The 21,726-nt window shown below is 58.5% G+C and carries 19 protein-coding genes and 3 tRNA genes; 21 read left to right on the top strand and 1 reads right to left on the bottom strand.

What is annotated here, in order from left to right:
* Positions 1-97 precede the first annotated feature (97 nt).
* The 3 genes from carB to BM382_RS12490 are packed head-to-tail and all read left to right on the top strand — an operon-like array spanning position 98 to position 4,225.
* Positions 98-3,319, top strand: a complete 3,222-nt coding sequence (gene carB / locus BM382_RS12480) for a carbamoyl-phosphate synthase large subunit (protein ID WP_011059192.1) — start codon at positions 98-100, stop codon at positions 3,317-3,319.
* Positions 3,316-3,792: a transcription elongation factor GreA gene (gene greA / locus BM382_RS12485; RefSeq protein WP_011059193.1), complete on the top strand. Its 477-nt coding sequence runs from the start codon at positions 3,316-3,318 to the stop codon at positions 3,790-3,792. Before carB ends, greA begins: the two co-directional genes overlap by 4 nt.
* A gap of 28 nt (positions 3,793-3,820) precedes the next feature.
* On the top strand, positions 3,821-4,225 hold the full coding sequence (locus tag BM382_RS12490; protein WP_072442991.1) for an MFS transporter: 405 nt from the start codon (positions 3,821-3,823) through the stop codon (positions 4,223-4,225).
* 12 nt (positions 4,226-4,237) lie between these two features.
* Here the strand turns inward: BM382_RS12490 and BM382_RS12495 are convergent, their stop codons facing one another.
* Complete coding sequence (locus BM382_RS12495) at positions 4,238-4,546, bottom strand: YhbY family RNA-binding protein (protein WP_015634115.1); 309 nt, start codon at positions 4,544-4,546, stop codon at positions 4,238-4,240.
* 104 nt (positions 4,547-4,650) lie between these two features.
* Here BM382_RS12495 and rlmE point away from each other — a divergent pair, with 104 nt between their 5' ends.
* From rlmE to BM382_RS12585, 18 genes are all read left to right on the top strand, one after another.
* The gene (gene rlmE / locus BM382_RS12500; protein WP_011059196.1) at positions 4,651-5,280 is read left to right on the top strand and encodes a 23S rRNA (uridine(2552)-2'-O)-methyltransferase RlmE; all 630 of its coding nucleotides are present in this window, start codon (positions 4,651-4,653) and stop codon (positions 5,278-5,280) included.
* A 201-nt stretch (positions 5,281-5,481) separates the two neighbouring features.
* Positions 5,482-7,386: an ATP-dependent zinc metalloprotease FtsH gene (gene ftsH, locus BM382_RS12505; protein WP_011059197.1), complete on the top strand. Its 1,905-nt coding sequence runs from the start codon at positions 5,482-5,484 to the stop codon at positions 7,384-7,386.
* Positions 7,387-7,394: 8 nt separating this feature from the next.
* Positions 7,395-8,246, top strand: coding sequence for a dihydropteroate synthase (gene folP / locus BM382_RS12510; protein WP_011059198.1), 852 nt, complete (start codon positions 7,395-7,397; stop codon positions 8,244-8,246).
* 16 nt (positions 8,247-8,262) lie between these two features.
* Complete coding sequence (glmM, locus tag BM382_RS12515; RefSeq protein ID WP_019095644.1) at positions 8,263-9,600, top strand: phosphoglucosamine mutase; 1,338 nt, start codon at positions 8,263-8,265, stop codon at positions 9,598-9,600.
* 66 nt (positions 9,601-9,666) lie between these two features.
* Entirely contained in the window at positions 9,667-10,422 is a 756-nt protein-coding gene (tpiA, locus tag BM382_RS12520) for a triose-phosphate isomerase (RefSeq protein WP_015634119.1), read from the top strand.
* A 4-nt stretch (positions 10,423-10,426) separates the two neighbouring features.
* Entirely contained in the window at positions 10,427-10,810 is a 384-nt protein-coding gene (secG, locus tag BM382_RS12525) for a preprotein translocase subunit SecG (RefSeq protein ID WP_015634120.1), read from the top strand.
* Between the two features lie 29 nt (positions 10,811-10,839).
* Positions 10,840-10,925 (top strand) — tRNA-Leu (locus BM382_RS12530).
* A 96-nt stretch (positions 10,926-11,021) separates the two neighbouring features.
* Positions 11,022-11,098, top strand: a tRNA-Met gene (locus BM382_RS12535).
* A gap of 130 nt (positions 11,099-11,228) precedes the next feature.
* Complete coding sequence (gene rimP, locus BM382_RS12540; RefSeq protein ID WP_041120545.1) at positions 11,229-11,687, top strand: ribosome maturation factor RimP; 459 nt, start codon at positions 11,229-11,231, stop codon at positions 11,685-11,687.
* Between the two features lie 47 nt (positions 11,688-11,734).
* The gene (gene nusA / locus BM382_RS12545) at positions 11,735-13,216 is read left to right on the top strand and encodes a transcription termination factor NusA (protein ID WP_011059201.1); all 1,482 of its coding nucleotides are present in this window, start codon (positions 11,735-11,737) and stop codon (positions 13,214-13,216) included.
* A 27-nt stretch (positions 13,217-13,243) separates the two neighbouring features.
* Positions 13,244-15,760, top strand: a complete 2,517-nt coding sequence (infB, locus tag BM382_RS12550; protein ID WP_011059202.1) for a translation initiation factor IF-2 — start codon at positions 13,244-13,246, stop codon at positions 15,758-15,760.
* A gap of 159 nt (positions 15,761-15,919) precedes the next feature.
* Entirely contained in the window at positions 15,920-16,321 is a 402-nt protein-coding gene (gene rbfA, locus BM382_RS12555) for a 30S ribosome-binding factor RbfA (protein WP_011059203.1), read from the top strand.
* Between the two features lie 3 nt (positions 16,322-16,324).
* The gene (gene truB, locus BM382_RS12560; protein WP_011059204.1) at positions 16,325-17,242 is read left to right on the top strand and encodes a tRNA pseudouridine(55) synthase TruB; all 918 of its coding nucleotides are present in this window, start codon (positions 16,325-16,327) and stop codon (positions 17,240-17,242) included.
* A 115-nt stretch (positions 17,243-17,357) separates the two neighbouring features.
* A complete protein-coding gene (gene rpsO / locus BM382_RS12565; protein ID WP_011059205.1) occupies positions 17,358-17,627 on the top strand; it encodes a 30S ribosomal protein S15 in 270 nt (89 codons plus the stop codon).
* Between the two features lie 197 nt (positions 17,628-17,824).
* Complete coding sequence (pnp, locus tag BM382_RS12570; protein WP_015634122.1) at positions 17,825-19,930, top strand: polyribonucleotide nucleotidyltransferase; 2,106 nt, start codon at positions 17,825-17,827, stop codon at positions 19,928-19,930.
* Between the two features lie 119 nt (positions 19,931-20,049).
* Positions 20,050-20,125, top strand: a tRNA-Thr gene (locus tag BM382_RS12575).
* A 424-nt stretch (positions 20,126-20,549) separates the two neighbouring features.
* Positions 20,550-21,080 (top strand): hypothetical protein, encoded by a 531-nt coding sequence (locus tag BM382_RS12580; protein ID WP_041751950.1) that lies wholly within the window; start codon positions 20,550-20,552, stop codon positions 21,078-21,080.
* A gap of 321 nt (positions 21,081-21,401) precedes the next feature.
* Entirely contained in the window at positions 21,402-21,698 is a 297-nt protein-coding gene (locus BM382_RS12585) for a DUF6388 family protein (RefSeq protein WP_015634123.1), read from the top strand.
* The last annotated feature ends 28 nt before the right edge of the window (positions 21,699-21,726 follow it).

Consider the following 21,726-nt stretch of genomic DNA (forward strand, 5'->3'; position numbering starts at 1 on the left):
TGAGGGCGGCCCCGGCAAATCCGGCGGAACCCCTCAGGCGCCTCAGAGAATGTTCAAGACGGCTTGCCGACTGACCTGCGGATTTGAGTGACAACCCATGCCAAAACGTACAGACATTAAAAGCATCCTGATTCTTGGCGCTGGCCCGATCGTGATCGGCCAGGCTTGCGAATTCGACTACTCCGGCGCCCAGGCTTGCAAGGCCCTGCGCGAAGAGGGCTACCGGGTCATCCTGGTGAACTCCAACCCGGCCACCATCATGACCGACCCGGCCATGGCCGACGCCACCTACATCGAGCCGATCAAGTGGCAGACCGTTGCCAAGATCATCGAGAAAGAGCGTCCGGACGCGCTGCTGCCGACCATGGGCGGCCAGACTGCGCTGAACTGCGCCCTGGACCTGGAGCGTGAAGGCGTCCTGGAGAAGTTCGGCGTAGAGATGATCGGCGCCAACGCCGACACCATCGACAAGGCTGAAGACCGTTCGCGCTTCGACGCTGCCATGAAGTCCATCGGCCTGGCGTGCCCGCGTTCCGGTATTGCCCACAGCATGGAAGAGGCCAATGCGGTCCTCGACAAGCTGGGCTTCCCTTGCATCATCCGTCCATCCTTCACCATGGGTGGGACCGGTGGTGGCATCGCCTACAACCGCGAAGAGTTCGAAGAGATCTGCGCCCGCGGTCTGGACCTGTCGCCGACCAAGGAACTGCTGATCGACGAATCCCTGATCGGCTGGAAAGAGTACGAGATGGAGGTGGTCCGCGATAAGAAGGACAACTGCATCATCGTCTGCTCCATCGAGAACTTCGACCCGATGGGCGTGCACACCGGTGACTCCATCACCGTGGCTCCGGCACAGACCCTGACCGACAAGGAATACCAGATCCTGCGTAATGCCTCCCTGGCGGTGCTGCGCGAGATCGGTGTGGAAACTGGCGGTTCCAACGTGCAGTTCGGTATCTGCCCGAACACAGGCCGCATGGTCGTGATCGAGATGAACCCGCGGGTATCCCGTTCCTCGGCGCTGGCTTCGAAAGCCACCGGTTTCCCGATCGCCAAGGTCGCGGCCAAGCTGGCTGTCGGCTACACCCTGGACGAGCTGTCCAACGATATTACCGGCGGCAAGACCCCGGCGTCCTTCGAGCCGTCCATCGACTACGTCGTGACCAAGCTGCCACGCTTCGCCTTCGAGAAGTTCTCCAAGGCCGACGCGCGCCTGACCACCCAGATGAAGTCGGTGGGTGAGGTCATGGCCATCGGTCGGACCTTCCAGGAATCCCTGCAGAAAGCCCTGCGTGGTCTGGAAGTGGGCGTTTGCGGCCTGGATCCCAAGCTCGACCTGAGCAATCCGGAAAGCATGAACGTGCTCAAGCGCGAACTGACCGTGCCCGGCGCCGAGCGTATCTGGTACGTGGCTGATGCCTTCCGTGCTGGCATGACCGTCGAGCAGATCTTCGGCATGAACATGATCGATCCTTGGTTCCTGGTGCAGATCGAAGACCTGATCAAGGAAGAGGAGAAGGTCAAGACCCTGGGCCTGTCGGCCATCGACCGCGACCTGATGTTCCGCCTCAAGCGCAAAGGCTTCTCCGATCAGCGTCTGGCCAAGTTGCTGGGCGTGACCGAGAAGAACCTGCGCACACATCGTCAGAAGCTGGAAGTGTTCCCGGTCTACAAGCGCGTCGACACCTGCGCCGCCGAGTTCGCCACCGACACCGCGTACCTGTACTCGACTTATGAAGAAGAGTGCGAAGCCGCACCTTCGACCCGTGACAAGATCATGATCCTGGGTGGTGGTCCAAACCGTATCGGCCAGGGCATCGAGTTCGACTACTGCTGCGTACACGCCGCCCTGGCGCTGCGCGACGATGGTTACGAAACCATCATGGTCAACTGCAACCCGGAAACCGTTTCCACCGACTACGACACTTCGGATCGCCTGTACTTCGAGCCAGTGACCCTGGAAGACGTGCTGGAAATCGTCCGTGTCGAGAAGCCAAAAGGCGTGATCGTGCAGTACGGCGGTCAGACTCCGCTGAAACTGGCTCGTGCCCTGGAAGCCGCCGGCGTGCCGATCATCGGCACCAGCCCAGACGCTATCGACCGCGCCGAAGACCGTGAGCGCTTCCAGCAGATGGTCGAACGCCTGAACCTGCGTCAGCCACCAAACGCTACCGTGCGCAGCGAAGACGAAGCAATTCGTGCCGCCGCCAAGATCGGTTACCCGCTGGTGGTGCGTCCGTCCTACGTGCTGGGCGGCCGGGCGATGGAAATCGTCTACGAGGAAGATGAGCTCAAGCGCTACTTGCGCGAAGCGGTGCAAGTGTCCAACGACAGCCCGGTGCTGCTGGACCACTTCCTCAACTGCGCCATTGAAATGGACGTGGATGCGGTCTGCGACGGCACCGACGTAGTGATCGGCGCCATCATGCAGCACATCGAGCAGGCTGGCGTTCACTCCGGTGACTCTGCGTGCTCGCTGCCGCCGTACTCGCTGCCGGCGCACATCCAGGACGAGATGCGCGAACAGGTCAAGAAAATGGCTCTGGAACTGGGTGTGGTTGGTCTGATGAACGTGCAGTTGGCCCTGCAGGGCGATCAGATCTACGTCATCGAAGTGAACCCGCGCGCTTCCCGGACCGTGCCGTTCGTTTCCAAGTGCATCGGTGTCTCCCTGGCGATGATCGCTGCTCGTGTGATGGCCGGTAAGACCCTGAAAGAGCTGGGCTTCACCAAGGAAATCATTCCGAACTTCTACAGCGTCAAGGAAGCGGTATTCCCGTTTGCCAAGTTCCCGGGCGTCGACCCGATCCTCGGCCCAGAGATGAAGTCCACCGGCGAGGTGATGGGCGTGGGCGACACCTTCGGCGAAGCCTTTGCCAAGGCCCAGATGGGTGCCAGCGAAGTGCTGCCGACCGGCGGTACTGCGTTCATCAGCGTGCGTGACGATGACAAACCTCTGGTTGCAGGCGTGGCCCGTGATCTGATCAACTTGGGCTTCGAAGTGGTCGCTACTGCGGGCACCGCCAAGCTGATCGAAGCGGCCGGCCTGAAGGTGCGTCGTGTGAACAAGGTGACTGAAGGTCGTCCGCATGTGGTCGATATGATCAAGAACGACGAAGTCACTCTGATCATCAACACCACCGAAGGCCGTCAGTCGATTGCTGACTCTTATTCCATTCGTCGTAACGCCTTGCAGCACAAGATCTACTGCACCACCACCATTGCTGCTGGCGAAGCTATCTGTGAAGCGTTGAAGTTCGGTCCGGAAAAGACCGTGCGTCGCTTGCAGGATCTACACGCAGGATTGAAGGCATGAATAAATACCCAATGACCGTCCAGGGCGCGCGCGCCCTGGAAGAAGAGCATGCTCACCTGACCAAGGTCGTGCGTCCGAAGCTCAGCCAGGACATCGGTACGGCCCGCGAGTTGGGTGACCTGAAGGAAAACGCCGAATACCATGCCGCTCGCGAACAGCAGGGCATGGTAGAGGCGCGGATCCGCGATATTGAAGGCCGCCTGCAGAACTCGGTGGTCATCGATGTCACGACCATTCCCCATACCGGCAAGGTGATCTTTGGCACCACGGTAGAAATCGCCAACGTCGAAACTGACGAAAGCGTCACCTACCAGATCGTGGGTGAGGACGAGGCTGACATCAAACTCGGTAAAATTTCCGTCGGCTCGCCGATCGCTCGCGCCTTGATTGCCAAGGAAGAGGGTGATGTGGTGGCGGTCAAAACGCCTGGTGGCGTTATCGAGTACGAGATTGTCGAAGTCCGTCACATCTGAAAGAAGGCGCCCGCTGCACGCGGGCGCCATGCTTTGGCAGCTGGCCCAGATGTTGTGGGTCGGCGGCTTGTGGTTGTTGCATCTCGGCTTGCTGCCCGCCCTGGGGCAGATTGGCCTTGCCCCCTTACTGATCGAAGAAATCTCGTCACTGCTCAGTGCGTTGCTGGTAGGTTTTTCGGCGGCGTGCCTGGTCCTGCAGATACTGGTATTGATCCAGTCCGAAGGGCTGAGGAGCTTGTGGCGGGATATTCGGGGGCAACTGCTATTGATGGCGATGTATGCGTGTGCGATGTATTTCGTCGTACGCACCTTGTTGCCGGAAGCTCAGCGCTGGCAGTTATTCAGCTATCTGGTCCTGGGTTTTTCCGGGCTGGTACTGGTGTTGCAGCCAGTGCCGGGATGGGGTGGCAGGGTGCGCCAGGCACACCCTTGACCCGAGTCGACGTCAGTGGAAACGATGGACGTTCGACAATTGCTTGTTTACCTTGGCGTTCTTGCGGTAGATCAGCGCCATCTTGCCGATGACCTGCACCAGATCCGCTTTGCCGGCCTTGCACAATTGGGCAATGGCTTCCAGGCGCGACTCGCGCTCGAGGATGTTGAGCTTGATCTTGATCAGCTCGTGATCGCTCAAGGCGCGTTCAAGTTCGGCTAATACACCTTCGGTCAAACCGTTGTCAGCCACAGTCAATACTGGTTTCAGATGGTGGCCAATGGATTTGTACTGTTTCTTCTGCTCTTGAGTGAGCGGCATAATCTGACCCCTGCGTCTGATCTTGTAAAAAGCGGCGGCCAGTTTACCCGAGCGAGTCCGGGACCGCCCAGTTAATCACGACCCGTTTTATTTTGAGGTGGCCCGTGGCCCGTTCCAAAACTAGCCATAACTGGCTGAAAGAGCACTTCAACGACCCATTCGTCAAAATGGCGCAAAAAGATGGGTACCGTTCCCGTGCCAGCTACAAACTGCTGGAGATCCAGGAAAAGGACCGCCTTATCCGTCCTGGCATGAGTGTGATCGACCTGGGGGCCGCCCCGGGTGGCTGGTCGCAGGTGACCAGTCGTCTGATTGGTGGCCAGGGGCGCCTGATTGCCTCGGACATTCTGGAAATGGACAGCATTCCCGATGTGACCTTTATTCAAGGGGACTTCACTGAGGATGCAGTACTGGCGCAGATCCTCGAGGCGGTCGGAAATTCTGAAGTTGACCTTGTGATTTCCGATATGGCCCCCAATATGAGTGGGTTAGCAGCCGTGGATATGCCGCGAGCGATGTTCCTGTGCGAGTTGGCGCTGGATCTTGCTGGTCGGGTCTTGCGTCCAGGTGGTGATTTTCTGATCAAGATCTTCCAGGGGGAAGGCTTCGATGAGTACCACAAGAGCGTGCGGCAGATGTTCGAGAAAGTGCAGATGCGCAAACCGTCATCATCCCGTGACCGTTCTCGGGAGCAATACCTGCTGGGGCGCGGCTTCCGTGGTCGTAGTGAGTAAGTAAGAGTTTTGACTGGGGTGATAGGATTTTCGTATTTCGCCCCGTCAGATTAAGCGCATATTGTGTAGTCTAAGTTTCACATAGGGTTACAGACAGCGCCTGCCAGAGCTGTAGGTAATGTAGTAAGTTAGGCCGGTGAATATCATGCGAAGCGCGCGCCAGTAGCGGAGCTTGCTTCAGAGGGTAGTTAATTGAACGACATGGCAAAGAATCTGATCCTGTGGTTGATCATCGCCGCCGTCTTGGTGACGGTGATGAACAACTTCTCCAGCCCTAACGAGCCGCAGACCCTCAACTATTCCGACTTCATCCAGCAAGTTAAGGATGGCAAGGTCGAGCGCGTAGCGGTTGATGGCTACGTGATTACCGGCAAGCGCAACGATGGCGACAGCTTCAAGACCATTCGTCCTGCCATTCAGGACAATGGCCTGATCGGCGACCTGGTGGACAACCACGTGGTGGTCGAAGGCAAGCAGCCTGAACAGCAAAGCATCTGGACTCAACTGTTGGTGGCCAGCTTCCCGATCCTGGTGATCATCGCGGTGTTCATGTTCTTCATGCGCCAGATGCAGGGTGGTGCCGGAGGCAAGGGCGGGCCGATGAGTTTCGGCAAGAGCAAGGCGCGCTTGCTGTCTGAAGATCAGGTGAAAACTACCTTGGCTGACGTTGCCGGTTGCGACGAGGCCAAGGAGGAAGTAGGTGAGTTGGTTGAATTCCTCCGCGACCCAGGCAAGTTCCAGCGTCTGGGCGGTCGTATTCCTCGCGGCGTGTTGATGGTGGGCCCACCAGGTACCGGTAAGACGTTGCTGGCCAAAGCCATCGCTGGTGAAGCCAAGGTGCCGTTCTTCACCATTTCCGGTTCCGACTTCGTCGAGATGTTCGTCGGTGTGGGTGCCAGCCGCGTCCGTGACATGTTCGAGCAAGCCAAGAAGCATGCTCCTTGCATCATCTTCATCGACGAGATCGACGCCGTCGGTCGTCACCGTGGCGCCGGCATGGGCGGCGGTCATGATGAGCGTGAGCAGACCCTCAACCAGTTGCTGGTTGAGATGGATGGCTTCGAAATGAACGACGGCATTATCGTGATCGCCGCGACCAACCGTCCTGACGTACTGGACCCGGCCTTGCTGCGTCCGGGCCGTTTCGACCGTCAGGTCGTGGTTGGCCTGCCGGACATTCGCGGTCGCGAACAGATTCTCAAGGTGCACATGCGTAAAGTGCCAATGGGCGACGACGTCGCACCTGCGGTAATCGCCCGCGGTACCCCGGGTTTCTCCGGTGCCGACCTGGCGAACCTGGTCAACGAGGCCTCGCTGTTTGCGGCGCGTACCGGCAAGCGCATTGTTGAAATGAAGGAATTCGAACTGGCCAAGGACAAGATCATGATGGGCGCGGAGCGCAAATCCATGGTCATGTCCGAAAAAGAGAAGCAGAACACGGCTTATCACGAAGCTGGCCACGCCATTGTTGGTCGTGTCGTGCCCGAGCATGACCCGGTCTACAAGGTGTCGATCATTCCTCGCGGCCGGGCCTTGGGTGTCACCATGTTCCTGCCGGAAGAAGATCGTTACAGCCTCTCCAAGCGTGCCTTGATCAGCCAGATCTGCTCGCTCTACGGCGGTCGTATCGCCGAAGAAATGACCCTTGGCTTCGACGGCGTGACCACCGGCGCCTCCAACGACATCATGCGTGCCAGCCAGATCGCGCGGAACATGGTGACCAAATGGGGTCTTTCCGAGAAGCTTGGTCCGCTGATGTATGCCGAAGAAGAGGGTGAGGTGTTCCTGGGGCGCAGCGCGGGTAGCCAGCATGCGAGCCTGTCTGCGGAAACGGCGAAACTGATCGACTCCGAGGTGCGCAGCATCATCGATCAGTGCTACGGCACCGCCAAGCAGATCCTGACGGACAACCGCGACAAGCTGGACGCCATGGCAGACGCCCTGATGAAGTACGAAACCATCGACGCCGATCAGATCGACGACATCATGGCAGGGCGTACTCCACGCGAACCTCGTGATTGGGAGGGCGGCTCGGGTACTCCTCCTCCAGTAGTGCAGAATGAGCGTCCGGAAACACCCATTGGCGGCCCAGCAGCCGACCACTAAGGTTTTAAATGACTTCTGTTCCTTCCTCCACCCGGTTGCCTTGCGGCAACCGGGTTCTTGATTTGGCCCATGCACATGTCATGGGCATCTTGAATGTAACTCCCGACTCCTTCTCTGATGGTGGCCGCTTCAGCCAGCTTGATCTGGCTTTGCGGCATGCCGAGGCCATGGTTGCGGCCGGTGCTACGCTGATTGATGTCGGTGGCGAATCCACTCGCCCGGGTGCCCGTGCGGTATCGCCGCTGGAGGAGTTGGAGCGAGTCGCGCCTGTGGTCGAGCGCATCCACCGTGAGTTGGATGTGATCATTTCTGTTGATACCTCGACACCGGCGGTGATGCGTGAAACCGCTCGCCTCGGCGCAGGGCTGATCAATGACGTTCGTTCATTGCGCCGGGAGGGTGCCCTGGATGCGGCGGCGGCCACTGGCTTGCCGGTGTGTCTGATGCACATGCTGGGTGAGCCCGGTGATATGCAGGACAACCCGCATTATCAGGACGTGACCCGAGAGGTTGCCGAGTTCCTGGTTGAGCGCATGGCCCAGTGTGCGTCAGTGGGCATCGGTCCAGAGCGGATTGTGCTCGATCCGGGCTTTGGCTTTGCCAAGACCCTGCAGCACAACCTGAGCCTGTTCAAGCATATGGATGCCTTGCATGCACTTGGGCGCCCGTTGTTGGTTGGGGTGTCGCGCAAGAGCATGATTGGCCAGGCCTTGAATCGTCCCGTAGGTGAGCGATTGCACGGCAGTCTGGCGCTAGCGGCCCTGGCAGTGGCCAAGGGCGCGAAAATTATCCGTGTCCATGATGTCGCCGAGACCGTGGATGTGGTGCGAATGATTGCGGCAGTGGAATCCGCCGAATAAGAATGATGGAGTACTTATGACTAAAAAATACTTTGGCACCGACGGTATACGCGGCCGTGTAGGCGAATTCCCTATCACTCCTGATTTCATGCTCAAGCTCGGCTGGGCCGCCGGCATGGCATTTCGCAGCATGGGCGCCTGCCGCGTGCTGGTGGGCAAGGACACGCGTATCTCCGGGTACATGTTCGAGTCTGCACTGGAGGCCGGGTTGTCTGCAGCCGGTGCTGATGTGATGCTCCTGGGGCCGATGCCGACTCCGGCCATTGCTTACCTGACGCGTACCTTCCATGCGGAGGCGGGCATCGTTATCAGTGCCTCGCACAATCCTCATGATGACAACGGCATCAAGTTCTTCTCGGGTGAGGGCACCAAACTGCCTGACGAGGTGGAGTTGATGATCGAAGAGTTGCTGGATGCGCCGATGACCGTGGTCGAGTCGAGCAAGCTCGGCAAGGTTTCGCGGATCAACGATGCATCAGGACGCTACATTGAGTTCTGCAAGAGCAGTGTGCCATCGAGCACCAGTTTTGCCGGCTTGAAGGTCGTCCTGGACTGCGCTCATGGTGCCACCTACAAGGTCGCGCCGAGTGTATTCCGCGAGTTGGGCGCACAAGTCACGGTTCTGTCTGCGCAGCCTAATGGCTTGAACATCAACGAGAACTGCGGCTCGACTCACATGGGCCAATTGCAGGCGGCTGTCCTGGCCGAGCATGCGGACCTGGGGATCGCCTTTGATGGCGACGGTGACCGGGTGCTCATGGTCGATCAGACTGGCGCGATCGTGGATGGTGATGAGTTGCTGTTCATCATCGCTCGCGACCTGCATGAGCGTGACAAGCTGCAAGGCGGCGTGGTCGGAACGCTCATGAGCAACCTGGGGCTGGAGCTGGCCCTGGCGGACTTGGGTATCCCCTTTGTCCGGGCCAACGTCGGTGACCGTTATGTGATCGCCGAGCTGCTGGAGCGCAATTGGCTGGTAGGTGGTGAAAACTCCGGGCACATCGTGTGCTTCCGTCATGCTACTACCGGGGATGCGATCATTGCCGCGTTGCAGGTGCTGATGGCGCTCAAGGCTCGTGGTGAAAGCCTGGCCCAGTCCCGTCAGGGGTTGCGCAAGTGTCCTCAGGTGCTGGTCAATGTGCGCTTTGGCGGCGGTGAGAACCCGGTCGAGCATCCTGCGGTGAAAGAGGCTTGCGAGCGTGTCACGGCCGCTATGGCTGGGCGTGGTCGGGTTCTGTTGCGCAAGTCGGGTACCGAGCCTCTGGTGCGCGTGATGGTTGAAGGCGACGACGAAGCTCAGGTTCGCGCTTACGCCGAAGAGCTGGCGAAACTGGTTGCTGAAGTTTCTGCCTGATTTCGGCTTGCCAGTGTTGTTTTGGTTGGGTAACATCTGCGCCCACTTTGACCGACGAGGTACAGCATGCGTCGCCCTATGGTAGCTGGTAACTGGAAGATGCACGGTACCCGCGCCAGCGTCGCTGAGCTGATCAACGGCCTTCGTCATCTGGCCTTGCCAAGCGGTGTTGATGTCGCGGTATTCCCGCCTTGCTTGCATATCAATCAAGTGATTGATGGCTTGAAGGGTAAGTCGATTCAGGTCGGCGCGCAGAACTCCGCGGTGGAATCCATGCAAGGTGCATTGACGGGCGAGATCGCCCCGAGTCAGTTGGTGGATGCAGGTTGTTCCCTGGTGCTGGTTGGGCACTCCGAGCGCCGCCTGATCATGGGTGAGCGTGATGCGACTCTCAATCGCAAGTTCGCAGCGGCGCAGGCCTGTGGCTTGAAGCCGGTTCTGTGTGTAGGGGAGACCCTCGAGCAGCGCGAAGCCGGGAAGACTCTAGAGGTTGTCGGGCGTCAGCTGGGCAGCATCATCGAAGAGTTGGGTGTTGGTGCGTTCGCCAATGCTGTTATCGCTTACGAGCCGGTCTGGGCCATTGGTACCGGGCTGACTGCGACACCGCAACAGGCGCAGGATGTGCACGCAGCTATCCGCGCGCAGTTGGCGGCAGAAAATTCTGAAGTGGCACGAGGTGTGCGGCTTCTATACGGCGGCAGCGTGAAGGCGGCCAATGCGGTCGAACTGTTCGGCATGCCGGATATCGATGGGGGGCTCATTGGTGGAGCTTCCCTGAATGCAGATGAGTTCGGTGCGATCTGTCGCGCCGCGGGAAACTGAAAAAATGCTGGAAACAGTCGTAGTCGTTTTTCATCTGCTGGGTGCCCTGGGCGTAGTTGCTCTGGTTTTGCTGCAGCAGGGTAAAGGTGCGGATGCTGGCGCGTCTTTCGGTGCAGGTGCTTCAAATACTGTGTTCGGAAGCCAAGGTTCCTCTACCTTTCTTAGTAAGTTTACTGCTATACTTGCCGCCGGTTTCTTCATAACCAGCTTGGGGTTAGGTTACTTTGCTAAAGAGAAAGCTCACCAGCTGACTCAAGTAGGTTTGCCAGATCCAGCAGTGCTTGAAGTACCAAAGCAAAAACCGGCTTCTGATGATGTCCCGGTGCTCCAAGAGCAAAAGTCGGCCAACAGCGCGACTGACGTACCTCCAGCTCCAGAGCAGAAGTAAGAAGAGTTTCACGCAGTAACGTAGTCTATGCCGAGGTGGTGGAATTGGTAGACACGCAACCTTGAGGTGGTTGTGCCCATAGGGTGTAGGGGTTCGAGTCCCCTTCTCGGTACCAATTATCAGGAGAGCCCGCTGTTGCGGGCTTTCTTGTAGGTGGAAGGTTACATTGACCCAAAAAGGGATCAGTCGTATACTTCCGCCCCAGCTTTGTCGCGGGGTGGAGCAGTCTGGTAGCTCGTCGGGCTCATAACCCGAAGGTCGTCGGTTCAAATCCGGCCCCCGCAACCAGTTTTAGCGGAGCCCCTTTTCAGGGGCTTTTTGTTAGCTGGACACTTTACAACGCCGCTATTCAACGGCGTTTCCGGGATGGGCGCTTCGCCCATTTTTTATTTGCACAAGCATGCACGAGGGGGTTCAGGTGTCGAGCAAGCTAGAACAGTTGCAGGCCTTGTTGGCCCCGGTGGTCGTGGCCCTTGGCTATGAATGCTGGGGTATTGAGTTTTCGGCTCAGGGTCGCCACTCATTGTTGCGCGTTTATATCGATAAAGAAGGCGGCGTGCTGGTGGACGATTGCGCCATCGTCAGCCGTCAGATCAGTGGTGTTCTCGACGTAGAAGATCCGATTTCCGTTGAATACACCCTTGAAGTTTCCTCTCCTGGCATGGAACGCCCACTGTTCACTCTTGAACAGTTTGCCAAGTATGTCGGTGAGCAAGTGAAGATCAAACTGCGCTCGCCCTTCGAAGGTCGGCGTAATTTTCAGGGCCTTCTCCGCGGGGTGGAGGAACAGGATGTCGTGGTGCAAGTGGATGACCATGAGTTCCTGTTGCCGATCGATATGATCGACAAGGCCAACATAATTCCCAGTTTTGACTGAGACGCGGATCCCGCGGATCCAATGGCTTGCGAAAGGCGAGGCGTACGATGAGCAAAGAAGTACTGCTGGTTGTTGAGTCGGTATCCAATGAAAAGGGTGTACCGGCAAGCGTAATTTTTGAAGCGCTGGAGCTGGCCCTGGCCACTGCTACCAAGAAGCGTTTTGAGGACGAAGTAGACCTGCGTGTGGAAATCAATCGCCACACCGGTTCCTACGAAACTTTCCGTCGCTGGACGGTGGTCGAAGAAGCCGACCTGGATGATCCAGCGGTCGAGACCTGGTTGAGCAAGGCTCGCGAAACCCATCCCGACGCCAAAGTCGGTGATGTGATCGAAGAAAAGATCGAATCCATCGAGTTCGGCCGTATCGCTGCCCAGACCGCCAAGCAGGTCATCGTGCAGAAGGTTCGCGAAGCCGAGCGCGCACAGGTAGTTGATGCCTATCGCGAGCGCCTGGGGGAAATCATCTCCGGCACCGTGAAAAAAGTGACACGTGACAACGTGATCGTCGACCTGGGTAACAACGCCGAGGCGTTGCTGGCCCGTGAAGACATCATCTCCCGTGAGACTTTCCGGGTTGGCGTGCGCCTGCGCGCGCTGCTCAAGGAAATCCGCACCGAGAACCGCGGCCCGCAGCTGATCCTGTCGCGTACCGCGCCGGAAATGCTGATCGAGCTGTTCCGTATCGAGGTGCCGGAAATTGCCGAAGGCCTGATCGAAGTAATGGCCGCCTCCCGTGATCCGGGTTCGCGGGCCAAGATCGCAGTTCGCTCCAAGGACAAGCGCATCGACCCGCAGGGCGCGTGCATTGGTATGCGCGGTTCGCGCGTCCAGGCCGTTTCCGGTGAGTTGGGTGGCGAGCGTGTGGATATCGTCCTGTGGGATGAGAACCCGGCGCAGTTCGTGATCAACGCCATGTCGCCGGCCGAAGTCGCGGCAATTATCGTCGACGAAGATGCCCATGCCATGGACATCGCCGTTGGCGCAGACAATCTGGCTCAAGCCATCGGTCGTGGTGGTCAGAACGTGCGTCTGGCCAGCCAACTGACTGGCTGGACCCTGAACGTGATGACCGAATCGGACATCCAGGCCAAGCAGCAAGCAGAAACCGGCGACATCCTGCGCAATTTCATCGACGAGCTGGAAGTCGATGAAGAACTGGCACAGGTTCTGGTTGATGAAGGCTTCACCAGCCTGGAAGAGATTGCCTACGTACCGCTGGAAGAAATGCTCAACATCGACGGCTTTGACGAAGATATCGTCAACGAGCTTCGCGCTCGGGCCAAGGATCGCTTGTTGACTAAAGCCATCGCTACTGAGGAAAAGCTGGCAGACGCCCATCCGGCCGAAGACCTGCTCTCGCTTGAGGGTATGGACAAGGATTTGGCGATGGAACTGGCGGTGCGCGGCGTAATTACCCGCGAAGACCTGGCCGAGCAGTCTATTGACGACCTGCTCGACATCGACGGCATTGACGATGATCGTGCCGGCAAGTTGATCATGGCCGCCCGAGCCCACTGGTTCGAGTAATTAGGCGCGGCCTGAGGAGAGAAGTGCATGACGCAAGTCACGGTGAAACAACTGGCCGATGAGGTCAAAACACCGGTAGAGCGCCTGCTGCAGCAGATGCGTGAGGCAGGTCTGCCGCACACCGCCGCCGAGGAACATGTGAGCGACAGTGAGAAGCAGTCGTTGCTGACTCACCTGAAAAGCAGCCACAAGGCGAAAGTGGAAGAACCACGCAAAATTACTTTGCAGCGCAAGACCACCAGCACCCTGCGGGTTGCTGGCAGCAAGAGCATCAGCGTTGAAGTGCGCAAGAAGAAAGTCTTCGTACAGCGCAGCCCGGAAGAAATCGAAGCCGAGCGTCAACGCGAACTGGAAGAACGTCGCGCAGTAGAAAATGCTGCTCGTCAGAAGGCTGAAGAAGAAGCCAAGCGTCGCGCCGAAGAAGAAGCGCGTCGCCAGCCTGCTCCGGTTGCCGAGCCGGTTGCTGCGCAAGCAGCAGCTCCTGCTCCAGCGCCTGTAGTCGAGCCTGTGCAGGAAGCTCCGGTGGCCACTGCGGCTCCAGCAGCTGACGCGCGCAAGAAAGACGAACAGCGCCGTCCGGACAAGACCCGCAACGACGACAACCGTCGTGGCGGCGATGGCGAGCGCAAAAATGCTCCGCATCGTGCTTCGGTCAAGGAAAAGGCGCCAGCTCCGCGCGTTGCCCCACGTACCACCGACGAAGAAAGCGATGGCTTCCGTCGTGGTGGTCGCGGCAAGGCCAAGCTGAAGAAACGCAATGCTCACGGTTTCCAGAGCCCAACCGGGCCAGTGGTACGTGACGTGCAGATCGGCGAGACCATCACTGTGGGCGAACTGGCCCAGCAGATGTCGGTCAAGGCTGCCGAAGTCATCAAGTTCATGTTCAAGCTGGGTACTCCAGCCACCATCAACCAGGTTCTGGACCAGGAAACTGCCCAGCTGGTTGCTGAAGAACTGGGCCACAAAGTGACCCTGGTCAGCGACACCGCCCTGGAAGATTCCCTGGCCGAGTCCCTGAAGTTCGAAGGTGAAGCGGTTGCCCGTGCGCCGGTCGTGACCGTAATGGGCCACGTTGACCACGGTAAGACCTCGTTGCTGGACTACATCCGTCGCGCCAAAGTGGCCGCGGGCGAGGCCGGCGGCATCACCCAGCACATCGGTGCCTACCACGTAGAAACCGAGCGCGGCATGGTCACCTTCCTCGACACCCCAGGTCACGCCGCGTTTACCGCCATGCGTGCCCGTGGTGCCAAGGCCACCGATATCGTGATCCTGGTGGTTGCAGCGGACGACGGCGTGATGCCGCAGACCGTTGAAGCCGTTCAGCACGCACAAGCTGCCGGCGTTCCGCTGGTGGTTGCGGTGAACAAGATCGACAAGCCGGGCGCCGACCTGGACCGTATCCGCAGTGAGCTTTCGGTTCACGGCGTGACGTCGGAAGACTGGGGTGGTGATACTCCATTCGTACCGGTCTCCGCAAAAATGGGTACCGGTGTCGACGACCTGCTGGAAGCTGTTCTGCTGCAGGCCGAAGTCCTGGAACTCAAGGCGACTCCTTCGGCCCCGGGCCGTGGTGTCGTGGTCGAGTCCCGCCTCGACAAGGGCCGCGGCCCGGTAGCTACCGTGCTGGTTCAGGACGGTACGCTGCGTCAAGGCGACATGGTGCTGGTCGGCTCGAACTATGGCCGCGTGCGCGCCATGCTCGACGAGAACGGCAAGCCAATCAAGGAAGCCGGTCCTTCCATTCCGGTCGAGATCCTCGGCCTGGACGGTACTCCGGACGCTGGCGACGAGATGAGCGTGGTTGCCGACGAGAAGAAAGCCCGTGAAGTGGCTCTGTTCCGTCAAGGCAAGTTCCGCGAGGTCAAGCTGGCCCGTGCTCACGCTGGCAAGCTGGAAAACATCTTCGAAAGCATGGGCCAGGAAGAGAAGAAGACGCTCAACATCGTCCTCAAATCCGACGTCCGTGGTTCGCTGGAAGCTCTGCAAGGCGCTCTGAACGGCCTGGGCAACGACGAAGTGCAAGTGCGCGTAGTGGGCGGCGGCGTCGGTGGTATCACCGAAAGCGACGCCAACCTGGCACTGGCCTCCAACGCTGTACTGTTCGGCTTCAACGTGCGTGCCGACGCCGGCGCACGGAAGATCGTCGAGCAGGAAGGTCTGGATATGCGTTACTACAACGTGATCTACGACATCATCGAAGACGTCAAGAAAGCCCTGACCGGTATGCTGGGCAGCGACGTTCGGGAGAACATCCTGGGTGTTGCCGAAGTTCGCGACGTGTTCCGCTCGCCGAAGTTTGGCGCGATCGCTGGTTGCATGGTCATCGAAGGTGTCGTGCACCGTAACCGTCCAATCCGCGTACTGCGTGAAGACATCGTTATCTTCGAGGGCGAGCTGGAATCCCTGCGCCGCTTCAAGGATGACGCCTCTGAAGTACGTGCCGGCATGGAATGCGGTATCGGCGTGAAGAGCTACAACGACGTCAAAGTCGGCGACAAGATCGAAGTCTTCGAGAAGGTCCAGGTTGCTCGCAGCCTCTAACTCGCGCACTTCAAGAGCCCTGATGGCCGCTCGCATGCAAATGCACGGCGCCCTCGGCGGCCTCTAAACGCAACGCCCGGTCTGGCTTCTGCCAGGCCGGGCGTTTGCCGCTTTCAGACCACACGGGTTTCACCGTGAGGCAGTAACAGGTAACAAGACATGGCAAAAGAATACAGCCGTACCCAACGTATCGGTGATCAGATGCAGCGCGAACTGGCGCAACTGATCCGTCGTGAAGTCAAGGATCCACGCGTCGGCCTGGTGACCATCACCGCCGTGGAAGTCAGCCGCGACGTCGGCCACGCGAAGATCTTCATCACCGTGATGGGCCAGGAGAACGCCGAGCAAATCGCCCAGAGCATCAAGGTGCTGAACTCGGCGGCAGGTTTCCTGCGCATGCAATTGGCCAAGGAAATGAAGCTGCGCAGCGTGCCGCAACTGCACTTCCATTACGACGAGAGCGTGGCCCGCGGGGCGCACCTGTCGGCCCTGATCGAGCGTGCCGTGGCTGAAGACAGCCAGCATGGCGACGCGCCTGCCCCTGAAGACGCCAAGGAGTAAGCGGTGGCTCAGGTCAAGCGTATCCGTCGTAATGTCAGCGGCATCATCCTCCTGGACAAGCCGCTGGGCTTCACCTCCAACGCGGCGCTGCAGAAGGTCCGTTGGCTGCTCAACGCCGAGAAGGCGGGCCACACCGGTAGCCTCGACCCCCTGGCCACCGGCGTTTTGCCGCTGTGCTTTGGCGAGGCCACCAAGTTCTCGCAATACCTGCTCGATTCCGACAAGGGTTACGAAACCCTGGCTCAGTTGGGCAAGACCACCACCACCGCGGACGCTGAAGGCGAAGTTTTGCAGACCCGCGAAGTGACCGTTGGTCGTGCCGATATCGAGGCGGTATTGCCGGAATTTCGTGGCGAAATCAAGCAGATACCGCCGATGTACTCGGCCCTCAAGCGCGATGGCCAGCCACTCTACAAACTGGCTCGTGCAGGGGAAGTGGTGGAGCGCGAACCGCGTTCTGTTACTATTGCGCGCTTGGAATTGCTCGCCTTCGAAGGTGACACTGCTCGCCTGGCGGTGGACTGCAGCAAAGGCACCTATATCCGTACCCTGGTGGAAGATATCGGTGAAAAGCTCGGCTGTGGTGCCTACGTTGCAGAACTGCGACGGACCCAGGCCGGACCTTTCAGCCTGGCGCAGACGGTCACCCTGGAAGAGCTTGAAGCCGTGCACGCCGAAGGCGGCAACGAAGCGGTAGATCGCTTCCTGATGCCATCGGACAGCGGGCTGCTGGATTGGCCGCTGCTGCAGTTCTCGGAGCACAGCGCGTTCTACTGGCTCAACGGCCAGCCGGTACGTGCCCCGGATGCACCGAAGTTCGGCATGGTGCGGGTACAGGATCACAACGGTCGCTTCATCGGTATCGGTGAAGTGAGCGAAGACGGGCGCATCGCGCCGCGTCGACTGATTCGGTCAGAATGACCGGACGAGGGTGGCTGTTAACAGGCACGGTCACTACTCATTTATAGATACAGGGATTTGTCCCTGGCCTGTTGAAACTGTTCTTGAACAGTTTCCTGATATAAGGATTGCCCACATGGCACTCAGCGTTGAAGAAAAAGCTCAGATCGTAACCGACTACCAGCAAGCTGTTGGTGACACTGGTTCGCCAGAAGTGCAAGTTGCACTGCTGACCGCCAACATCAACAAACTGCAAGGTCACTTCAAAGCCAACGGTAAAGACCACCACTCCCGTCGTGGCCTGATCCGCATGGTAAACCAGCGTCGTAAGCTGCTGGACTACCTGAAAGGCAAGGACCTGAGCCGTTACAGCACCCTGATCGGTCGTCTGGGTCTGCGTCGCTAATCAGCGATTGCGCTATGAGGTTGGTTGTTTGCCATGCGTCAGCGGTTTTTCCGCCGGCGTATGGCAGGCTTCCAGCCTCAAGTTTTATCTGCTGCACTGTTTTACCTGGACAATAAAGGCTGGGCCGATTCCCCGCATTGCCCAAGAATTTCGCAAGAAGCAAGTTTCCCCAAGAGCCACAAAGAAGGTAGGACACCGTGAACCCGGTAATCAAAAAATTCCAGTTCGGTCAGTCGACCGTAACCCTCGAGACTGGCCGTATCGCCCGTCAGGCCTCCGGCGCAGTATTGGTCACCGTTGACGACGACGTCAGCGTATTGGTGACCGTGGTTGGCGCCAAGCAAGCCGATCCAGGCAAGGGCTTCTTCCCTCTGTCTGTTCACTACCAGGAAAAGACTTACGCTGCCGGTAAGATCCCTGGCGGTTTCTTCAAGCGCGAAGGCCGTCCTTCCGAGAAAGAAACCCTGACCTCGCGTCTGATCGACCGTCCGATCCGCCCTCTGTTCCCAGAAGGCTTCATGAACGAAGTGCAGGTAGTCTGCACCGTGGTTTCCACCAGCAAGAAGACCGATCCGGACATCGCTGCGATGATCGGTACCTCGGCTGCCCTGGCGATCTCCGGCATTCCTTTCGACGGCCCGATCGGCGCCGCTCGTGTGGCTTTCCACGAAAGCACCGGCTACCTGCTGAACCCGACCTACGAGCAACTGGCTGCTTCGAGCCTGGACATGGTCGTGGCCGGTACCGAAGAAGCTGTACTGATGGTTGAATCGGAAGCCAAAGAGCTGACCGAAGACCAGATGCTGGGCGCTGTACTGTTCGCCCACGACGAATTCCAGTCGGTGATCAAGGCTGTCAAAGAGCTGGCCGCCGAAGCTGCCAAGCCTACCTGGGACTGGGCTGCTGCCCCAGAAGCCACCGAACTGCTGGGCGCTATCCGTGCCGAGTTCGGCGAAGCCATCTCCCAGGCTTACACCATCACCGTCAAGGCCGACCGTTACGCTCGCCTGGGCGAGCTGAAAGACCAGGTGGTCGCCAAGCTCTCCGGTGAAGAAGGCCAGCCTTCGGCGTCCGACGTCAAAGCCGCTTTCGGCGAGATCGAATACCGCACCGTTCGCGAAAACATCGTCAACGGCAAGCCACGTATCGACGGCCGCGACACTCGCACTGTACGTCCGCTGAACATTGAAGTCGGCGTACTGCCCAAGACTCACGGTTCGGCCCTGTTCACCCGTGGCGAAACCCAGGCCCTGGTGGTTGCGACCCTGGGTACTGCCCGTGACGCACAGCTGCTGGACACCCTGGAAGGCGAGAAGAAAGACCCCTTCATGCTGCACTACAACTTCCCTCCGTTCTCGGTGGGCGAGTGTGGTCGCATGGGCGGCGCTGGTCGTCGTGAAATCGGTCACGGCCGTCTGGCCCGTCGCTCGGTCCAGGCCATGCTGCCAGCCGCCGACGTGTTCCCTTACACCATCCGCGTAGTATCGGAAATCACCGAGTCCAACGGTTCCAGCTCCATGGCTTCCGTGTGCGGTGCTTCCCTGGCGCTGATGGACGCTGGTGTACCAATGAAGGCGCCGGTTGCCGGTATCGCCATGGGCCTGGTCAAGGAAGGCGAGAAGTTCGCAGTCCTGACCGACATCCTGGGTGACGAAGACCACCTGGGCGACATGGACTTCAAGGTCGCCGGTACCGCCAAAGGCGTCACCGCGCTGCAGATGGACATCAAGATCAAGGGCATCACCGAAGAGATCATGGAGATCGCTCTGGGCCAGGCCCTGGAAGCTCGCCTGAACATCCTCGGTCAGATGAACCAGATCATCGGTCAGTCCCGTACCGAGCTGTCGGCCAACGCTCCGACCATGATCGCGATGAAGATCGACACCGACAAGATCCGTGACGTCATCGGTAAAGGCGGCGCCACCATCCGCGCGATCTGTGAAGAAACCAAGGCTTCGATCGACATCGAAGACGACGGCTCGATCAAGATCTTCGGCGAAACCAAGGAAGCTGCAGAGGCCGCGCGTCAGCGCGTTCTGGGCATCACCGCGGAAGCCGAGATCGGCAAGATCTACGTCGGCAAGGTTGAGCGCATCGTTGACTTCGGTGCCTTCGTCAACATCCTGCCGGGCAAGGACGGTCTGGTGCACATCTCCATGCTGAGCGACGCTCGCGTTGAGAAAGTCACCGACATCCTGAAAGAAGGCCAGGAAGTGGAAGTGCTGGTACTGGACGTGGACAACCGCGGCCGTATCAAGCTGTCCATCAAAGACGTGGCAGCAGCCAAGGCTTCGGGCGTTTAATCACCCTTTAGCCTCACGCTGAACAAGCAGACGCCCCGACTGGTTCGGGGCGTTTTGCTATCTGCAATAAAAGCCGCTCGGTTGCCGGCCCGGGGCGCTGGTGCTAGGTTTTAGCCCACGCCGGTGTAGCTCAGTCGGTAGAGCAGCGCACTCGTAACGCGAAGGTCGCAGGTTCGATTCCTGTCTCCGGCACCACATTTCGGGTTGAGAGCAGTTTATGGCTGTCTAAACCCACCCTCCCAACAAAGTTCGCCAGGCTTTGAATAAGCGCCCTTGAAAGGCGGGAAACTACGAGGCACCCGCAAAAGTGTGCTGTGGAAGTTTCAGAGGTTCCCGGTGCTATTCAATTGGCGCTCCTATAGTTGTTTGTGGACGTGCGCCTCATTGTTTATGCGGATTTAGCAGCCAGAGAGACTTCTATCAACGAAGACTTTCCACGCCTGTACTCAGCATCCTGTACCGAGTTTTAAGCGGTTTGCTCGGGGTTATCTGGTTTCGGTGTTTTTGTGTCTGGACGAGGTTAGTGCCCAATTGTTCACACCTGTGCGGGTCATGAACCGGGTGGTAGCAGCCAGGGGCATTGCGCATAATGACGCCCGCAAATCATGGAGTGACCGGTGTGAAGAAGTGGAAGCTGGCTTTGGCCGGCATAGTGTCGCTGTCCCTTGCAGCCTGTGAGAAAGGACCCTCTTATGAGTTTGAGGGGGAATATTTTGCCGCTGAAGGCGAAGACTGCACGACACCAACGAATACCAAAGACCTGGAGCAATATTTCTTAAGAATAACCAAGCAGGTACAGGGTGGAAGTGTGTTGTATTCCGCTGAGTTTCCTGCTGCTTCAAGGGCACGGCTGCCTGTTGTCAGCGCGCAAAGCGTTTCACCAGGCGATGATAATGAACTGACTTTCAATTTCACTGAGACCAAGGTGCCGGAGAGTCGTCCAGAGAGTCCGACATTGAATTTCGTAGTTACTGTCATCCCTAATCAAAGCAAGGAAGGGTATCTATGGCTGACTAGAGCCGGGATCCTCATAGCCAAGGATGGAGAAGTAAAGGAGTTCGATATTCTCGATAATCTAAGAAGGCTTATCGATGTCGGGCAGACAGGAGCTTGCTTGAGAAAAGGAACAGCTACGGCTGTGGGGTCCTAGCTCCGTAACCTGGTGAAACACCGGCATGAAATATCGCTGCGGCTGCATTTGCGAAATCTCGTTCTCTGAGGGTTCTGCCGGGCTGGCGTCTGCCGATGGCTTGGAAAACCCGGAGTTTTTCTCCAATGGGTGCATCAGGTCATATAAATCGTGGACCAAAGGTCCTATATTCGGTCCCTGTCTGAGTACCAGCATGCTGTTTTCAGATGATCCAGAATGGTTCTGAAGGCCAGATAAATCGAAGTTCACAACGGTTTTTTGCGGCAGAGAGATCCCAACGATCCAGATCCATCTTCCATTCCCACGATCAGAGAGAACGAGATGATTCCTAAAGAGGCAAGAATCGACGTAGCGCTTGAAAGGTACCTGGCTGCCACGCCTTCCTTGCAAGAGGAAATCAGCGCCCTGAGCCCGGAAGAGCAGAAGCAGCAGGCGCAATGGGCGTTTGAGGACGAGGCGGAATCCCGCGGCATAGAGCCATGGGAACTGGTGCTCGATCTGGTGGCAGAAACACCGGAGGAACTGAAGGCCATGCGCCTGGAGGTGCATCAGGAAGTTGCTGAAGCGCTGGGCATGGACCTGGAGGACTATCTGCAGCTCAACGAGATCGACGGTTGAGCACGACGCCAGCCTGAACCAGGCTGGC

This window comes from Pseudomonas sp. NFPP25, assembly GCF_900116505.1.
Classification (GTDB): Bacteria; Pseudomonadota; Gammaproteobacteria; order Pseudomonadales; family Pseudomonadaceae; genus Aquipseudomonas; species Aquipseudomonas protegens.